General features: G+C 67.8%; 13 protein-coding genes, 1 tRNA gene and 1 pseudogene. 6 read left to right on the forward strand and 9 right to left on the reverse strand.

The window, feature by feature from the left end:
* Positions 1–222 precede the first annotated feature (222 nt).
* Positions 223–891 carry a hypothetical protein gene (locus GWK18_RS04800; protein ID WP_123825155.1) on the forward strand — a complete coding sequence of 223 codons (669 nt, stop codon included), beginning with the start codon at positions 223–225 and terminating at the stop codon, positions 889–891.
* Positions 892–1,243: 352 nt separating this feature from the next.
* Here the strand turns inward: GWK18_RS04800 and GWK18_RS04805 are convergent.
* Positions 1,244–1,319, reverse strand: a tRNA-Asn gene (locus GWK18_RS04805).
* 84 nt (positions 1,320–1,403) lie between these two features.
* Here GWK18_RS04805 and GWK18_RS04810 point away from each other — a divergent pair.
* Both GWK18_RS04810 and GWK18_RS04815 read left to right on the forward strand, forming a co-directional pair.
* Positions 1,404–2,039, forward strand: a complete 636-nt coding sequence (locus GWK18_RS04810) for a hypothetical protein (RefSeq protein ID WP_166833572.1) — start codon at positions 1,404–1,406, stop codon at positions 2,037–2,039.
* Between the two features lie 162 nt (positions 2,040–2,201).
* Positions 2,202–3,678 (forward strand): annotated as a pseudogene (locus GWK18_RS04815) (PepSY-associated TM helix domain-containing protein).
* On the opposite strand, the gene dnaG reads toward GWK18_RS04815, so the two are convergent.
* From dnaG to dusB, 4 genes are all read right to left on the reverse strand, one after another.
* Entirely contained in the window at positions 3,666–5,552 is a 1,887-nt protein-coding gene (gene dnaG / locus GWK18_RS04820) for a DNA primase (RefSeq protein WP_166833574.1), read from the reverse strand. The pseudogene GWK18_RS04815 and the gene dnaG overlap by 13 nt on opposite strands.
* 34 nt (positions 5,553–5,586) lie before the next feature.
* Positions 5,587–6,921 (reverse strand): aromatic acid/H+ symport family MFS transporter, encoded by a 1,335-nt coding sequence (locus GWK18_RS04825; protein WP_166833576.1) that lies wholly within the window; start codon positions 6,919–6,921, stop codon positions 5,587–5,589.
* Positions 6,922–7,049: 128 nt separating this feature from the next.
* Entirely contained in the window at positions 7,050–8,387 is a 1,338-nt protein-coding gene (locus GWK18_RS04830; protein WP_166833680.1) for a deoxyguanosinetriphosphate triphosphohydrolase, read from the reverse strand.
* Between the two features lie 96 nt (positions 8,388–8,483).
* Entirely contained in the window at positions 8,484–9,725 is a 1,242-nt protein-coding gene (dusB, locus tag GWK18_RS04835; protein WP_166833578.1) for a tRNA dihydrouridine synthase DusB, read from the reverse strand.
* 208 nt (positions 9,726–9,933) lie between these two features.
* Between dusB and GWK18_RS04840 the strand changes: the two genes are divergently transcribed.
* Both GWK18_RS04840 and GWK18_RS04845 read left to right on the forward strand, forming a co-directional pair.
* Positions 9,934–10,437, forward strand: coding sequence for a TM2 domain-containing protein (locus GWK18_RS04840; protein ID WP_166833580.1), 504 nt, complete (start codon positions 9,934–9,936; stop codon positions 10,435–10,437).
* A 16-nt stretch (positions 10,438–10,453) separates the two neighbouring features.
* Complete coding sequence (locus GWK18_RS04845) at positions 10,454–10,978, forward strand: TM2 domain-containing protein (protein WP_123825150.1); 525 nt, start codon at positions 10,454–10,456, stop codon at positions 10,976–10,978.
* Between the two features lie 94 nt (positions 10,979–11,072).
* Here GWK18_RS04845 and GWK18_RS04850 read toward each other — a convergent pair whose 3' ends face one another.
* The 3 genes from GWK18_RS04850 to GWK18_RS04860 all read right to left on the reverse strand — a co-directional run bounded on the left by GWK18_RS04850 (position 11,073) and on the right by GWK18_RS04860 (position 14,810).
* Complete coding sequence (locus GWK18_RS04850; protein ID WP_166833582.1) at positions 11,073–12,050, reverse strand: N-acetyltransferase; 978 nt, start codon at positions 12,048–12,050, stop codon at positions 11,073–11,075.
* A 6-nt stretch (positions 12,051–12,056) separates the two neighbouring features.
* Positions 12,057–13,436 (reverse strand): glycine--tRNA ligase, encoded by a 1,380-nt coding sequence (locus GWK18_RS04855; protein ID WP_123825148.1) that lies wholly within the window; start codon positions 13,434–13,436, stop codon positions 12,057–12,059.
* Between the two features lie 294 nt (positions 13,437–13,730).
* Positions 13,731–14,810, reverse strand: a complete 1,080-nt coding sequence (locus GWK18_RS04860; RefSeq protein WP_348535834.1) for a DMT family transporter — start codon at positions 14,808–14,810, stop codon at positions 13,731–13,733.
* Between the two features lie 73 nt (positions 14,811–14,883).
* On the opposite strand from GWK18_RS04860, the gene GWK18_RS04865 reads away from it, so the two are divergent.
* Positions 14,884–15,117 carry an RNA-binding S4 domain-containing protein gene (locus tag GWK18_RS04865; RefSeq protein ID WP_123825146.1) on the forward strand — a complete coding sequence of 78 codons (234 nt, stop codon included), beginning with the start codon at positions 14,884–14,886 and terminating at the stop codon, positions 15,115–15,117.
* Positions 15,118–15,162: 45 nt separating this feature from the next.
* On the opposite strand, the gene GWK18_RS04870 is transcribed toward GWK18_RS04865, so the two are convergent.
* The gene (locus GWK18_RS04870; protein WP_245192868.1) at positions 15,163–15,810 is read right to left on the reverse strand and encodes a phospholipase; all 648 of its coding nucleotides are present in this window, start codon (positions 15,808–15,810) and stop codon (positions 15,163–15,165) included.
* Between the last annotated feature and the right edge of the window lie 46 nt (positions 15,811–15,856).

The following is a 15,856-nucleotide window of genomic DNA, read 5'->3' on the forward strand; positions in this document are numbered from 1 at the left end:
GTGTGGTAACCCACATCTTGCCCGGAGGCCTTCATCTACCCCGCGTGTTCACAACCTGCCGGGGAAGTACACCTAGGTGTGCAGCTGACGGAATCCACTGCATCACGATCCTAATCTCCGTGAACTTCGACGGGTTTCAATTTGCCTGGCCGTCCATGCCTTTGACTATGTCTCGTCGTAGTGACTACTTGACCGCCCCAAACGCATCCTAGGCTCTCCGTCATGGCTCAGAATTCAAAGCGGAACAGGAAGCACGATGTCGCCTGGTTCGGCGTCGGCGTAGTCGTTGGGGCGCTTGTCGCCGCCCCCTTGACCGTCAGCCTCGCGAGGTCGATCCCCGACCTCGAGCCGTCCAACTGGTTCGACCTCGCCGTGGGCCTTCTCAGCGCACTCGTCGGCGGAAGCTTCACGATCGCGGCCCTGTGGTTCGGCTTCCGCCACGAGCGCCGCCAGCGGGAGGCCGAGACCCGCGCCGGTCTTGCCGAGCAGATCAGCGACATCATGTGGCGGATTGAACAACCGGATGTGGTCTCAACCGCCGGACTCCGCGAGGCCACGGCGGAGGCCTTGGCTCTCGGACGCCGTCTATTCGCGACTTCCCGGGATTTCGACCGGGACGGCGCCCCTGACCCAAACGACCCGGACATGGTCTTCATCAGCGCGCTGTTCGCTCTTCACTCCGCGACCTTCAGCGCGTCAGACGAACCCCCGGAACAATGGATTCGGAAAGACATGGCGCAGGCGTTGCAGTTCCTGATGAACGAAATCGCCATCCATGCTCGGGCGGGAGCGCCCCCAATCAGCGCGGAGCCTCACGAGTCCCTGCCTGCAACGGTGACCCAGGTGAAGCAACTGACCCAGCAATGGAACAGAGGCGAGGTTTCTGGATAGAAGGTAGCGAAGCCACGAAGGGACTGACAGTCTCCCCGCTTCTGGGATCTCCCCGCCAAGGTGTGGCCGTCCACGACGTTGTCGTCACCAGGGCGAGGATGAAGGAACGGGCCTCAACCGGTCAGGATGGAGGTGTCTAACGACCGCCGGGCGTGAGGAACGAGTTGGTGACAGGGTCGGCTTAGGCCGCAAGTGTGAGCCGTTCCGACGCTCGGCTAGACGTCGTGAGCGGCTTCCACCGTTTGTGAGTGTGCTTGTGAAGGCACGAAGAAGGGCCCTTGTCTCCGGCTAATAAGACAGGGGCCCTTCTCTCTGTTTGGCCTGGTGAGAGACCATTCAGTCTGTGCTCGAGTGGCTCCCCCGACTGGGCTCGAACCAGTGACACTTCGATTAACAGTCGAATGCTCTGCCAACTGAGCTACGGGGGAATGTGCGCGCATCGCGTGCAACGAGAGAACACCATACCCTGCCCGTCGGCATCGCACAATTCACCGTCACGTAGGCTGTCGTCCGTGAATCCCAGGGACGACGGCGCCTCGCGGGGCGAGCAGGCCTCGCCCCGCGCTCGTCTTGTCCGCGGGTGGCTCGCGGCCGTGCTGTCCACCCTGTGCGCGGCCACCGGTCACTACGCCGTGGCAGCTCATGCCCCCGACCTCCGATTCCTGGGGATCGCGTTCGTGGCGGCCGGATTCGTGAGCGTGCTCCTGGCGTCGCACCGGCTGGGACCGGTACGGACCGTCCTTCTGGTCGGTGCCGGTCAGGGCGCCTTTCACGCCGTGTTCTCCGCCCAGGGCGGCGCCACCGCTCAGGTGTCGGCCGGGGCGCACGACCATGCGATGCTGCAGCACCACACACACATGACAACCTCCACCGCCGTGGAGCACAGCACGGGCGGCGCCATGCTCCTGGCCCACGTCCTGGCCACCGTGGCGACCTACGTGTTGGTGCGGTTCGGCGAGCGAACCTGTTGGGCCGTCGTGGACGCCTGGTGCGCCCGCGCCGTCGGCTTGGTTCGTTGGCGCCCGACGCCCCACCCGGGTCCGCGCCGTGTTGGTCGGTTCGACTGGCCTGCACCGCACCATCTGGTGGCCAGTCGCTGGTTCATGACGGCCCACGCCCGCCGTGGGCCTCCCCTTCCCGAGATGTGAAGACTCCGCGCGTTCGCGCTGCCGCACCGGCCTGAGCAGACCCCAGGCCGGGTACTGCCTTGCGTCCGAACGCGCCCGCAGGCCGGGACCGTACCGGCCCGCGCATTCATCGAACCGGGAGGCCCCGCCATGGGCGGGGCCCATTCGAAAGGTCATCTCATCATGTCCACAACCAGCATCACCTCCGGTCCCCCGGCAGCCCCGGGAGGCTTCGTCAACACCGACGGCCCGTCATCCACCCGCCACCGACGGCCTTGGGCAAAGTCGCTGCTGCTCAGGCTTCACTTCTACGTCGGCATCTTCGTGGGACCGTTCCTGATCGTCGCGGCGCTCACCGGCGCGGTGTACGCGATCAGCCCACAGCTCGAGAAAATCGTGTACGCCGACGAACTCAATGCCCACACGCCCGTCGTGTCCGTCCGACTGGAGACCCAGATTGACCGAGCCCAGGAGAGCATCGGGACCGACGACGCCCCCCTCCGCGGTGCGTCCCGGACAGGACGGCACCACCACGAGGGTCATGTTCGCCGACCCGGCCCTCGGGGAATCCGAGTCGCGGGCGGTGTTCGTGGATCCTTCCACGGGCAACGTCACGGGAGACCTGACGGTCTACGGAACCAGCGGTGCGCTGCCGCTGCGCACCTGGTTGTCCAATCTCCACAGGTCGCTCTTGCTCGGTGAACCGGGGCGGGTCTACAGCGAACTGGCCGCGTCGTGGCTGTGGGTCCTTGCCCTCTCGGGTGCCGGTCTGTGGCTCGCCCGCTGGCAACGGACCAAGCCCGAACGACGTCGTCGGACCTTGGTTCTGCCCGAGGCCGGTGAACTCAACGCATACCGACGGACCTTGAACCGGCACAGCGCCGCTGGGATCTGGCTGGCACTCAGCTTCCTGTTCCTCTCGGCCACCGGCCTCACCTGGTCGGCCCGTGCCGGTGCGAACGTCGCGGAGCTCCGCACGGTTCTCGGATGGACGACGCCGACCTTGGACACGGCTCTGCAATCGGGCGACGGGACGGGGGCTGCCGGTGGTCACGAAGGCCACAGCGGCCACGCGGGGCACACCATGGCGACCCCGACGGCCGGAGCCGAGTACGACGGCGTCCTGGCCGTCGCCCGGGACGCCGGGATCGATTCGTCGCTCGTGGAGATCGCGCCGCCCGCGGCGGACGGGCAAGCCTGGAGCGTGACCGAGGTCGACCGTTCCTGGCCGACCCAGGCGGATTCCGTGGCCGTCGATCCAACCACGGACCGGGTGGTCAACGAGGTGCGGTTCCAGGACTACGGCCTGGCCGCCAAGCTGACCCGCTGGGGCATCGACGCGCACATGGGGCTGCTGTTCGGGCTGGTCAATCAGGTCGTGCTGTTCGTCGTCGCGCTCGGCCTGGCCGCCATGACCGTGTGGGGTTACCTCATGTGGTGGCGGCGCCGCCCCGGTTTCGGTGCGGGCCGCGCTCCGGTGCGGGGCGCCCTGCGGAGGACGCCTTGGTGGGTGGTCGTCGGCCTGGCCGTGACCACCGTTGCCGTGGGGATGTTCCTGCCGCTGCTGGGCATCAGCCTGCTCTGCTTCCTGGGGGTGGACGTGGTCGTCGGGGTGATCCTGCGGATGGCCCGGCGGCGAGGAACGCGTCAGCTCGCCTGAAGCTTGCGGCGCTGCAGTTCCAGGTCCAGCAGCTGACGGCTCACGGCCTGGTACTGCTCGGGCTGGGTCCGGGAGTCCGTGCGCTCGAGTTCGGCCCGGAGATCGGCCTGACGCCGGTGGATCTGACGGTCGTACAGGTGGGAGACGACTCCCGCCGCGTAGCGTTCCAGTTGGGCGTCATTGGAGGCCGGCAGGGCGCGCATGGAGAGGCCCGCCACGTAGCCACGCAGAGGTTCCGGCACGGCTGCGCTCAGGGCTTCGACCCAGGCGCGTCCCTGCCGGACCTCGCCGCCGCCGGCCCCGGAGTACACGGCCGTCACGGCGTCGTGGACCGCGGTGTGCACCGGGTGGGCACATTCGACGGCCGTGAACTGGTCCCACGCCGCCTCCCCCAGCAGGTGCGGGACCTGCACGACGACCTCCAGCGCCTCCCGCTCTGCGCGCAGCATGGGGTCCCGGGGATCCGGCAGGGAAATCCGGGGAGTCGCTGCAACGGGTTCGTCCGCGGCTTCCGCGGGCTCGTAGGCGGGCCGCCGGTCGGTGCGCGGCGTCCGGGCCGCGTCCTCGACGGCCCGGACCACCTCGGCCGTGTCCAGCCCGACCTTCCCCGACAGCTGACGGGCGTAGGCGGGCCGCAGCGTCACGTCCCGGATCTGGGCGACGATCGGGGCTGCGGCGCGCATGGCCTGCACCCGCCCCTCCAGGCTCTTGACGTCGAATCGCTTGAGGGTCGCGTCGATTGCGAACTCGAACAACGGCCGTTTGGCCTCCAGCAGTGACCGCAAGGCGGCGTCCCCGCGGGCCAGCCGCAGTTCACACGGATCCATCCCGTGGGGTTCGACGGCCACGAAGGTCTGGGCCATGAACTTCTGGTCTTCGTCGAAGGCCCGTAGCGCCGCCTTCTGACCGGCCGCGTCGCCGTCGAAGGTGAAGATGACCTCCCCGCCGCTGCCGTCGTCGGAGAGGAAGCGTCGAACGATTTTGATGTGTTCGGCACCGAAGGCGGTACCACACGTGGCCACGGCGGTGGGCACGCCCGCCAGGTGCATGGACATCACGTCCGTGTAGCCCTCGACCACCACCACCTGTCGCTGTTTGGCGATCTGGCGCTTGGCCTTGTCGATGCCGTAGAGCACCTGGGACTTCTTGTAGAGCTGGGTCTCGGGGGTGTTGAGGTACTTGGGGCCCTGGTCGTCGTCGTAGAGCTTGCGGGCGCCGAAGCCGATGACCTCCCCGCCGATGCCGCGGATGGGGAAGATCAGACGGCCGCGGAAACGGTCGTAGAAGCCACCGCGGTTGTTCTCGGAGAACATGCCCGTGGCCTGCAGTTCCTCGTCCGTGTAGCCGCGCGAGCGCAAGTGCTTGAGCAGGTGGTCCCAGCCCTGCGGGGCGTAGCCCACGCCGTAGGATTCGGCGTCCTGCGGGGTGAAGCCGCGCTCCCCCAGGTAACGCTGCGCGGCGGCCGCGCCGCGCGTGCGCAACTGGGCCTGGAAGTATTCGGCGGCCACCTTGTGCGCATCCAGCAGACGTTGGCGGCGCCCCACCATCTCCCGGTCGGGGCCGCTTCCCTGTTCGTAGTGCAGCTCGTAACCGATCCGGGCGGCCAGCCGCTCCACGGTTTCGGCGAAGGTGGTGTGCTCCAACGCCATGATGAAGGCGATGACGTCACCGGACTCGTCGCAGCCGAAGCAGTGGTACGTCCCGTACTGCGGCCGGACGTGGAAGGAGGGTGTGCGCTCGTCGTGGAAGGGGCACAGGCCCTTGTAGGAGCCGATTCCCGCGGACTTGAGGGTCACGTACCCTTCGACGATCTCGCGGATATCGGTGCGCGAACGCACCTCGTCAATATCCTCGCGTCGAATCAGCCCAGCCACGCGAGCCAGTGTAGTTGTCGCACGGATCGCTGGGTCAGGATTCCTCTTGCCGCAGAGTCTTGGTGGCCGTCAGGGCACCGCCACCCAGCAGTGCTGCCAGGGCAAAGCCGAAGAAGCCCCACGGGTAGGCGATACCGGCGGCCAGCATGGCCCCGCCGAGCGTGGGGCCGGAGATCGCGCCCAACCGGCCCACACCGGCGGACATGCCCAGGGCGGTGGCCCGCACGTTGGCGGGGTAGTTCGCCGCACAGAACGCGTAGACCAGGACCTGGGCCGAGAACACGAAGCACCCGGTCACGAACACCATGACGTAGATGCCCAGTAGCGGGAGTTTGATCGCCAGGGCGGCCAGCAGCACACCGGCACCGATGAACCAGATGATGCCCGCGTTGCGCGGGGTGATCCTGTCGGCCACGCGCCCGGCGATCATCAGGCCCACGACGGCGCCGATGTTGAGGATGAGGAGGAAGCCGAGCGCGTTGCCGAGGTCGTAGTCTGCGGCGCGCATGATCTGCGGCAGCCAGGTGTTGAGTCCGTAGACCAGGAGCAGGCCCATGAAGGAGGCGATCCACACGAAGATAGTGTTGCGCCGGAACTGGCCCTGCAGCACCAGGGAGGGACCTTTGCGGGCGGCTTCGGCGCTCTCCGGGGCGGCCTCCGTGAGCACCTGTTCGTGGTGCGCCTGCCCGGAGAAGTCCAGGCCGTAGTGCTCGGACACGGTCTTGGCCTCCTGCACCCGCCCCTTGGACAGCAGGTAGTCCGGGGACTCGGGGAGGTAGAGGTACATCAGCGGGACCAGGATCAAGGAGGGCAGGGCACCGATGATGAACATGGCGTGCCAGTTGAGGTTCTGCACGACGACGATCGCCAGGGCCGCCGTGACCACGGCGCCCACGTGGTAGCCGGTCATCATGAGCGTGGTCGACTTACCCGTGCGGCCCTTGCCCGCGAACTCGGTCACCATCGAGATGCCGGTGGGCAGGCAGCCACCCAGTCCCACCCCGGCCAGGAAGCGCAGCAGGCCGAACAGGAAGATCGAGTCCACGAAGGCCATGGCCAGGGTGAAGACGGAGAACAGGACGACGGCGCCGATCAGCAGCTTGCGCCGCCCGAACTTGTCCGTGGCCCAGCCCATGCCGAGCGCGCCGATCATCATGCCGACCAGACCGACCGTGGCCACCACGGTTCCGGAGCCTGCGGTGAGTCCGAACTCGGGATCCTCGATCATGGAGGGCATCACGGCCCCCAGCACGACGGCGTCGAACCCGTCCAACAGCACGGCGATCCAGCACAGTGGTGCCACCCAGCCTCGGCCTTTGAGGATCAGGTGGTTGGACGCGCTCTGGGGCGCAGTGGTGTTTCCGGGCATGGGACCAGACCTATTCGGGAGCAGGGCGCGGCACAGGCGCGCGGGTGTGAGGGTTCCTCTTTTCTACCCCTTATGACTTGCATCACCCGGCATTTGCCCACGCCCACCCGTGTCACCGGGCTGCCGAGTCACCAGAGGGGTTTGTCCCCGACGCGCCAGTTGGCTCCGACGATGCGGTCGTGCAAACGCAGCGCGGAGGTGTCCGTGAGGGAGGCGATCTGATCGATGACGATCCGGAGGCGCTGGGCCTCGGCGGCCGGCCCGTCTCCCACGGCGTGCCAGTCCGCGCTGAAAGCCTGCGACAGGAACCGACCGTCGGAATCCATGAGGGCCGAGACCAGGACGCGCAGGATCTCCCGCTGGTTCTCGTAGATCGGCTGGGCGTCCCGGACGTTCATCATGTACGTCACGGCGATGCCCTTGAGGATCGCGATCTCTTCGACGGTCTCGGCCGGAACCACCAGGGAGGCCGCGTAGCGGGTGAGATCACCCTGACCCGTGACCTGACGCGTGGCGGCCACGGAGGACATGGCGAAGCGCCCGATCAGCTGAGAGGTCATGTCCTTCAACCGGGCCAGGGCCCGCCGCGAACCGTTCATCTCCCCCACCCATTCGGGGGCCGACTCCAACCGGGACAACGCCGCGTCCAGCTGCTCGTCCTCGATCCCGGGCAGGTACCAGTTCCGGGTGTTCTCGAAGACCCGTTCCCGCTGCTTGGGATCGGAGAGTCTGCTCAGGCGCAGCATCCCGCCGGCCACCGCGTCCTCGACGTCGTGCACCGAGTACGAGATGTCGTCGGCCAGGTCCATGACCTGGGCCTCCAGGCACTTGACCCGTTCCGGGGCGCCGTTGCGCATCCACTCAAAGACGGGCAGGTCGTCCTCGTAGACCCCGAACTTCTGCGAGCGGGTGCCGTCGGGTTTGAGCGGGGCTTCGTGGGCGCGCCACGGGTACTTGCACGTGGCGTCCAGGGTGGCGCGGGTGAGGTTGAGCCCCGCGGAGGTGCCCTCCGACCCGTCGTCGGGCTCGCTGTAGACCTTGGGTTCCAGCCTGACCAGCAGACGCAAGGTCTGCGCATTGCCTTCGAATCCGCCGATGTGGGCGGCTTGGGCGTTGAGTTCGGTCTCCCCGTTGTGGCCGAACGGCGGGTGGCCCAGGTCGTGGGACAGGCTGGCCGCGTCCACCACGTCCGGATCGCACCCGAGCATCCGCCCCAGTTCGCGGCCGATCTGGGCGACCTCCAGGGAGTGGGTGAGCCGATTGCGCACGAAATCGTCCGACGACGGCGCGACCACCTGCGTCTTGGCCGCCAGACGCCGCAGCGCGGAGGAGTGCAGGACGCGGGCACGGTCGCGTTCGAAGTGCGACCGGTACTTGTTGTGGTGGTTCTCCGTGACCCAGCGTTCGATGTCCCGCGCCGCGTATCCCTCCGCGGGTGTCCGGGTCCGGTCCACCGAGGCGAGCATCTGTGCGATGCCTTCGATCGGGAGTTCCGGAACGGGTCCGGTCTGGGGAGACATGACGGTGGGGTCGGGAGAGTTCACGCCCCCATTGTGCCGGGCTCAGCCTCCGGAGACGTCCAATTCCGCGTCCACCAGGCCGAGGCGCTGGTCGTCGTGGATCAGTCGGTCCTCGAGCCACCGGTCTGGCAGGGCCGCCTTCTTGGGATTTCCGGCGCGTCCCCGCGGGCCTTCGACGGCGGGGCCCGGGTAGGGCTGGTCCAGGTCGAGCTGGTTGAGCAGTTCCTCGAGCTGGTCCAAGGTCTCCACGCCGGCCAGCTGGGCGCGTAGCTGGCCGCCCACCGGGTAGCCCTTGAAGTACCAGGCGACGTGCTTGCGGATTTCGCGCAAGCCCTGCAGTTCGTCGTCGTTCTGCTCGGCCAACAACTGGGCGTGGCGGTAGATCGTGGCGGCCACGGCACGCAGGCCGGGGCGGGCCCGGTCGCGGCGTCCGTCGAACGCCGCTTGCAGGTCGCCGAAGAGCCACGGGCGGCCTTGGCACCCGCGGCCGATGACCACGCCGTCCACGCCGGTCTGTTCGACCATGCGCACGGCGTCCTCCGCGGACCAGATGTCCCCGTTGCCCAGCACCGGGACGTCCGGCAGGGCTTCCCGGAGGCGGGCGATCGCGGACCAGTCGGCGGTCCCCGAGTAGTGCTGTTCGAGGGTGCGCCCGTGCAGGGTGACCGCGGCGACGCCGATGTCACGCGCCATGCGGCCCGCCTCGAGGTAGGTGAGGTGGTCGTCGTCGATGCCCATACGGGTCTTGACCGTGACCGGGATGCCACCGCGGTCGGCTTCGCGGACGGCGGCGGAGACGATGGCGTGGAACAGGTCGGTCTTCCACGGAAGTGCCGACCCGCCTCCGCGTTTGGTGACCTTGGGGACGGGACAGCCGAAGTTCAGGTCGACGTGGTCGGCGATGTCCTCCTCGACCACCATGCGAACCGCATTGCCCACGTTCAGGGCGTCCACGCCGTAGATCTGCACGGACCGCGGGGTCTCGTCGGCGTCGTGATGGACGATCTGCAGCGACTTCTCGCGGCGTTCCACCAGCGCCCGGGCGGTGACCATCTCCGTGACGTACAGCCCGCCGCCGTGTTCGCGGCACAGGCGACGGAAGGCCTTGTTGGTCACACCGGCCATCGGTGCCAGGACCACCGGGACGTCCACGGTCAGGTTGCCGAGCCGGAGCGGTGGGAGGTCCAGGACGACGGCCTCGTCAGCATCCACGGTCTCCACCGTTCCGGGACCGAACGGTGTCCTGGCTGCGTCGACGACGGGGGCTGCGGTGGTTGCGGTCATCCGGACATTTTCGCACAGGGTCCGTGGACGGGCGGCGTGAGATTGGCCGCGCTCACACCGCGTTCACCCTCGCCCACACCGCGTCCACATCGTGGGCGAACCAGCGCAACACGGCGGCACGGGTTCGCTTTCGGGTCCGCGGCACCCTACGATATTCGCAACTGCACATTTTTGCGCCGCAGGCGCTGATCGCCCCACGGAGGCCACCATGTCCTACGCCCCTCAGGGCCCCGGGCCGTACCAACCCAGCCCCTACCCCGCCGGGGCGCAGCCCGCGGGCATGAACCCGGGAATGAATGCGGGACAGAACCCGTCTCAGCTGCAGGCTGCCTGGCGTTTCTCCGCGCGTCGCAAGAACGAGACCGCCGCGTGGCTGCTGTGGATCGGTGGGCCCTTCCTGGTCGGACTGCCCATTCACGACTTCTACTTCGGCGACATCGGCAAGGGCCTGGCCAAGATCGGGCTCCTGGTGGTGTCGTTCGTCTCGTTCTTCGTGGGAATGATCATCACGGGGATCGCGGCCGAGTCCAACGCCTCGGCGGCACCGGTCGGGGTCTTCCTCGGGCTCGGGTTAGCCGGGCTGTGCATCCTGGCCTCGATCGCCTGGTGGATCTACGACGGCGTGGTCATGTCCCGCCGCATCGAGAGCAAGAACAACCAGATCCGTCAGGAGATCGCCTCCGAGCAGGGCATCGATCCCTGGTCCTTCTGACCGCACAGGAGTGAGCGTGTCCTTCTCGAACAACCCAGCCTCGAACAACCCACCCTCGAACTACCCACCGCAGGAACCCTCGCGACCCCTGAACCACGCGGAGTCCCCGGGAGCAGCGGACCCCGCGCTGGCACGTCAGGCCGCCTGGCGCTTCTCTGCCCGGAACAAGAACAACAGTGCCGCGTGGATCATGTGGGCCTTGGCGCCGTTCGTCGTGGGCGTCCAGATCCACGACTTCTACCTGGGCTCCATCGGCCGCGGCCTGATCAAGATCGGCCTCATGGTGCTGGGTTGGGGCCTGTTCATGGTGGGGTACGTCTCGTGGATCGTCTCCATCCCCACCACGGGGTACTCGGACGAGGTGCCGCCGCCCGGACCGTTGTTCCTGACCGGGATCATCGTGAGCATCCTGTGCTTCCTGGCCCTGCTGGTCTGGTGGATCGTGGACGCCTTCCGCATGACCCGACGCATCGAGGCGCAGAACGACAAGACCCGCCAGCAGATCGCCGGCGAACTGGGCATCGACCCCTGGTCCTTCTGAACCCCGCCCCACCGCCTGACCCGCCCGCCGAGTGTCCGAGTTGAGTCGTTTTTCCGCCATGGAAGCGACCTGACTCGGACACTCGACGGTGGTCTTAGGTGGGGTCGGCGTAGGTGACGGCTTCGTCGATCACCTTGGCCGTGCCCTCGGCCACCAACTGGGCGCAGACCACGGCCAGCGGGCGCATGGCGTCGGTGACCTCCACCCGGATCGGGTAGCGGGCCACCAGCAGCCCCATGAGCTTGGCGACGGCGACCGCGGCCTCCTCGTCGGACAACGTGGGGTCCCAGCCGATCAGGACGTCCGTGGGCAGGTCGTCCAGTTCGGCCAGGCGCTCGGGGTCGGCCTCGGCCCGTTCGGCGTCGAGTTCCAGGGACCGGTAGCTGATCGCAAAGGCGCCGATGCTTCCCCGGACCCCTGCCCCGCGGTCCACGCCGCGGCGCAGCACGATGGCCCCGTAGGCCTGCGCGGAATCGGAGAGGAACTGCTTGTTGACCTGCCCCAACGTCAGGTCCGCGGGCGGATCCCACGCATTGGCGGCCCGGTAGAACTCCCCGACCGCGCGGGTCAGTTCGACCGACCCGGTCGCCAGGTCCTCGACGGACTCGGTCGCGGAGTCCCCTTCGCCGATGGGCTGCGGTGGAATGGCCCCCGGAGCGACGACGACGTGGCGGTGCGTCATCACCGGAACCATGCCCTGCGCCTGGGCGAAGGACTCCCCCGTGGTGCCCGGACCCACCTTGGTCCGCAGCGGCAGCCCGGGGTGGGACTGCTCGCCCGCCTCGCGCATGCGCGCGGCCAGGGCCTGGCCCACGCCGTCGCCGCGGTTGGCCGAGCCGACCTCCACGAAGGCCCACAGCCGGGACGGGTGCAACGGGTTGAGCTGCACCGCGCCGGCCCCGACCACGACGTCGTCGTCGGTGGCCACCACCGTCCGCGACCACGCGGGTTCGTCCGTGTCCGGGCCCATGAGCGCCCGCAGCGCGATGACGGGATCAGCCTCGGGTGCGGGCAGGACCTCAAGCAGTCGGAGGTCGTCGCCGTCGTTCCAGGAGCGGTAGGACACGGCCATGGGCGATCAGCAGCCCAACTTTTCGGACAGGTAGGAGCTGACCTTGTCCAGGGACACGCGTTCCTGCGTCATCTCGTCGCGCGAGCGGATGGTCACGGCCTGGTCCTCGAGGGAGTCGAAGTCCACGGTCACGCAGAACGGGGTGCCGATCTCGTCCTGGCGACGGTAGCGGCGGCCGATCGCTCCGGCGTCGTCGTAGTCGATGTTCCAGCGGCGACGCAGCTCGGCGGCCAGGTTCTGGGCCACGGGCTTGAGGTCGTCCTTCTTGGACAGCGGGAGCACGGCCGCCTTGACCGGCGCCAGGCGCGGGTCGAGCTTGAGCACGGTGCGGGTGTCCACCCCACCCTTGGTGTTGGGAGCCTCGTCCTCCACGTAGGCGTCCACCAGAAACGCCATCATGGAGCGGGTCAGGCCGAAGGACGGTTCGATCACGTACGGGGTGTAGCGCTCGTCCGTGGTCTGGTCGAAGTACTGCATCTTGGTGCCGGAGTGTTCGGTGTGGTTGCCCAGGTCGAAGTCCGTGCGGTTGGCGATGCCCATGAGTTCGCCGTACTCCGAGCCCTGGAAGCCGAACTTGTACTCGATGTCGATCGTGCCGTCCGAATAGTGGGCGCGTTCTTCGTCAGGGACGTCGAAGCGGCGCATGTTGTCCGGGTTGATGCCCAGGTCCACGAACCAGTTCCAGCAGGACTCGACCCAGTCGTCGAACCACTTCTGTGCCTCGGACGGGTGGACGAAGTACTCGATCTCCATCTGCTCGAACTCACGCGTGCGGAAGATGAAGTTGCCCGGGGTGATCTCGTTGCGGAACGCCTTGCCCACCTGGCCGATGCCGAACGGCGGCTTCTTGCGGGCGGCGGTGACCACGTTAAGGAAGTTCACGAAGATGCCCTGAGCGGTCTCCGGGCGCAGGTAGTGCTTGCCCTTCTCGTCGTCCACCGGGCCCAGGTAGGTCTTCATCAGACCGGAGAACTGCTGGGGGTCCGTCCATTCGCCCTTGGTGCCGCAGTTGGGGCAGACAATCTCTGCCATGGACTCGGCCGCGCGGCCCTTCTTGTCCGCGAAGGCCTCCTCCAGGTGGTCCTGACGGTGGCGGGTGTGGCAGGACAGGCACTCGACCAGCGGGTCGGTGAAGGTGGCCACGTGACCGGAGGCCTCCCACACGGCGGTGGGCAGGATGATCGAGGAGTCCAGACCTACCATGTCCTCGCGTCCGCGCACGAAGGTCTGCCACCACTCACGCTTGATGTTCTCCTTGAGCTCAGCACCCAAGGGTCCGTAGTCCCACGCCGAACGGGAACCGCCGTAGATCTCACCCGCCTGGAACACGAAGCCGCGTCGCTTGCACAGCGAGATGACGTTCTCCAGCGTGGACTTTTGGGCCATGGGTGATTCACTCCAGTCTCTGCCGCGACCGCTGGCTGCGGCCTGGCGTGGGGCTGCCCGCCCCGGTGGACCCTGAGGGGCCGATCGGGCGTTCGGGCAGCAATGTGGACAACACGAAGATCGCGCCGGTTCGGCGCTCGGTCAAGGGTAACGAACGACGGCGATCCTCAGCGACTCCCGGCGCCACCGAACCGCCGCCAAAGCGGCGAGGCCGACGTTGGGGCCGACGTCGTCGTCGCGACTTGGTCGAGAGCCTGTGGTCTCAGGAAGGTCAGGGCTCCTGCTGACGCCATGTCAGGGAGCATCCGGCCTGTTGCCCGGATCTCGAGGTACCTTCCACGGCAGGGTCGCCAGTACGAGCCCGAGGAAGGTCAGCAGGGTACCCATGACGGTCACGGGCTCGATCAAGTTCCCTGCAGTCGGGGCCAGCAGGTCCAGGACCAGCGCCCCGGAGAGCATGCCCGCGGTCAAGGACAGGCTTGTCCGCAGGACACCGATCACCCGGGCCAGCACCGCACCGGCCGCCACGAACACCAGTCCCACGATCCCGCCCGTGTAGAGCCACCATTCCGGTGGGAAGTGCCATGGCGGGAGATCCGCCGCCGCGCGGTAGATCACGGCGGTGACCGTCAGCCCCACTGCTCCTCCGGCGAAGTTCACCAGCGTGGATGTGATGGGCGTGTCGGCCGCCTGCGCCGTTCGGCCGTTCATGGCCGTCTGAACGGCCACACCGACACCCGCCAGGACCTGCAGGAGTGCCAGCGGCACCAGCAAACCGGGGCCCGCCGTCGTCGCACTCCCCTGCCCTGCGCCGAACCGAGGCGATTCCGCCAGGACGACCGCCCCGGCGATCACGGCGGTGCCTGCGATTCGCCACCCCGTGAGGGGTTTGGCACCGCCCGGTCCAAACCCGATCCGGTCCACGACCAAACCGCCCAGGGACTGGCCCACAACCACCCCAAGGATGAACACAGCCACTCCCACCAGGGGCGTGGTGAAGGTCTGCACGAGCACCAGGAAAGCGCCGAACACACCGGAGAGCAGAAAACTGTAGGGCAGATGCCGCTCACGCAGGGAGGTCGCCAGTCGTCGTGTGCCCGCCCGTCCTTTGGGCAGGGCGAGTGCGAGGACGATGACGACGATCAGGCCCGTCCCGAAGCTCACCAGAGACGCCCCGGTGGGATCCCCCGTCCGGGTCCCGAGTTCCCCGTTGACGCGGGACTGCACGGCCATCCCGGATCCACACAACACGGCCGCGACCTGTACGAGCAGACCGGCCAGTCGGCCCTGAGCCGTATTGGAACCGGGGGCTGCGTTCGAGTCAGAGTTCGGGCGGTTTGGCGGGCCTAAGCCATCATCTGCTGCGTAGGACACGGTTCCAGGCTAATGTGCCCACACCGAGCCCCGGAGGCCTGGCACCTCATCGGCGATCAGCAAAAATGGGGGTATGGCTAAGACCCCCGAACCTGCAGAACTGCCGATCCGCGACGAGATGATCCGCCTGGGCCAGGCCCTCAAACTGGCCAGTTTGGTCGAGGACGGTGCCCAGGCCCGGACCGTGATCGACGACGGTCTGGTCAAGGTCAACGGTGACATCGAGGACCGGCGCGGCCGGCAACTACGCGACGGGGACGTCATCACGTTCAACGCCGAGTCGGTCGTGATCCGTTCGGACTCCTGAACCGGTCGGCCAGGTCGCAACGGGCCGGAGGCTTGTCCCCTGCGGTCAGGCCTTGAGCACGTGGTGCGTCAGGTACTCGTTGACGTGGCGCAGTTCCTGCTGGGCGATGCTGTGGCCCATTCCCTGGTACTGGACCTTGGTGGAATCGGCGTGGGTCAGCAGCCATTCGGCGGACTGGTTGACCAGTGCCTCGTTGACCACGGGGTCCTGGGGGTCGCGGCCCCAGAACAGCTTGAAGGGTTCCTGCTCCAGGGCTCCGTCCCGGAACATGGGCAGCGGGTCCGGGAGGGTGAAGCCGGAGAGCCCCGCGACGGCGGCGATCTCCCCCGGCATGGCGCGGACCACCGAGGTCGCGATGCACATGCCCTGGGAGAAGCCGAGTAGGGACACGGATGGCCGCCCCTCGGCCTGTTGCCGAACCCACGCGACCACGGGTTCCAGGGCCGCTTGCACCTGGGCGGCGTCGAACGCCTCGTCGCTGTAGAGCGGGAACCAACGGTAGCCGTAGCCCTCCCGCTGCGGGGCCCGCACGGAGGCCACCACGAATTCGTCGGGCAGACCGGGGACCAGGCCCATCAGGTCGTTCTCGTCCGCACCGAATCCGTGGAACATCACCAGCAGGGGCGCGTTCGGGTCGGCGGCGGGGTCGCGGTTCCACGCAACGGTCAATTCGTCAACCAAGTTCTCAGCCATGGGCCCCATCCTCCCATTCCGCCCCACCCCCTTCCGCCGAACCCTC

Origin of the sequence: Kocuria sp. JC486, assembly GCF_011602805.1 — a bacterium.
GTDB lineage: Bacteria > Actinomycetota > Actinomycetes > Actinomycetales > Micrococcaceae > Kocuria > Kocuria soli.